Here is a 1250-nt window from a genome sequence, read left to right as displayed (position 1 = left end):
AGGAGTGTCATGTCTGGCAGCGGTAGCGATGGCACCGACTGGGCCGGACTGCTGAAAGGGGCGAACGATGGTTCGCTCACTCTGGATCCGTCCGTGTTGGGAACGGCCGCTAAGGCGTGTGAGGCGTTGTTGGGGACCGTGATGGGGTTGATCACGGCGGCGCAGGGCATGACACCGTTGCCGACGGCATTGTCGATCACCAAGAACTGGTCGATAAGTGGTCAGTCGGGGACGTGGACTACGAGTTTTGCCAGTCTGGCGAATCTGTTCACGGTCTTCAACAAGAAGCTGAATGATCTCGTGACGGATCTGCAGAATCATCAGCAGATCCTCACCGATATGGGTGACACCTTCAATGTCGCGGCCCAGAAGTACAAGGGTGCCGAGATCGATAACGCGAATTTGTTCACAGTGCCGTCCTCGGGCACTCCGGTGAGTCTGGCCAGTGTCACATCGGTCGCGGCCACCAACAACCAGTGGACCACGCCGGTGTATGCGACGGGTGTCGGCAGTGGTGTCTCCGCGGACTCTTCGATCAGTGTCCCGCCCGAGCCGAGCAGCCTGTTCACGGATCTGCCGGATTTCGCGAATATCAACGACATCATCAATAAGTGGAACGGCACCGTCGGGTGGTTGGCCGGTGAGTGGCAGACGCTGTATCAGACGTGGAACAACGGCGTCTTCACGTTCCAGTCGACGATGAGCAACGTCTTCGGCCCCAACACCTGGAGTGGCTCGGCGGCATCGACCGCAAAGACCGCGGTCACAAATTATGTGACCGCGGCGCAGACCATGGGCACGTCCATGCAGAACATGTACAACTCGATCGCGAACACGGTCGAATTCTTGTGGTACGTGCACCAGCAGATACCCACCTGGTCGACGGACGGTGCCGACGAAGGCTACGGCGACGGCAGCATCTATCCCGTCACGACTACCAACACCGCTGCTACCGGTGACAAGAACTGGACCTGGAGCGGCGGCACCCACAGCACCCTGAGCGATGTCGACACCTGGTGGGACACAACCAGTTCCAGCCAGGGCTACGCCGGCGGCCTGGCCGCCATCGTCAAGAGCATCCCGGTCATCACCGACCCCAACACCGCCGACGCAAAAGGCTCCGGAAACAGCAGCGGATCCGGCAGCGGATCCGGCAGCGGATCCGGCTCCGGAAGCAGCAGCGGCAGCAGCAGTGGCTCCGGAAGCAGCAGTGGCTCCGGAAGCAGCAGCGGAGGCGGAGGCGGAGGCGG

Annotated in this window: 1 protein-coding gene; it reads left to right on the top strand. The window is 61.4% G+C overall.

Annotated features, from left to right (window positions below):
* Window positions 1–141: 141 nt before the first annotated feature.
* The coding region (locus KO481_RS42595) for a hypothetical protein (protein ID WP_215924467.1) at window positions 142–1250 on the top strand (1109 nt) is incomplete at its 3' end.

Source organism: Nocardia albiluteola (assembly GCF_018860155.1).
GTDB lineage: Bacteria > Actinomycetota > Actinomycetes > Mycobacteriales > Mycobacteriaceae > Nocardia > Nocardia albiluteola.
The sequence above is the reverse complement of the archived record's forward strand: the minus strand, read 5'-3'. Positions and strand labels throughout refer to the sequence as shown.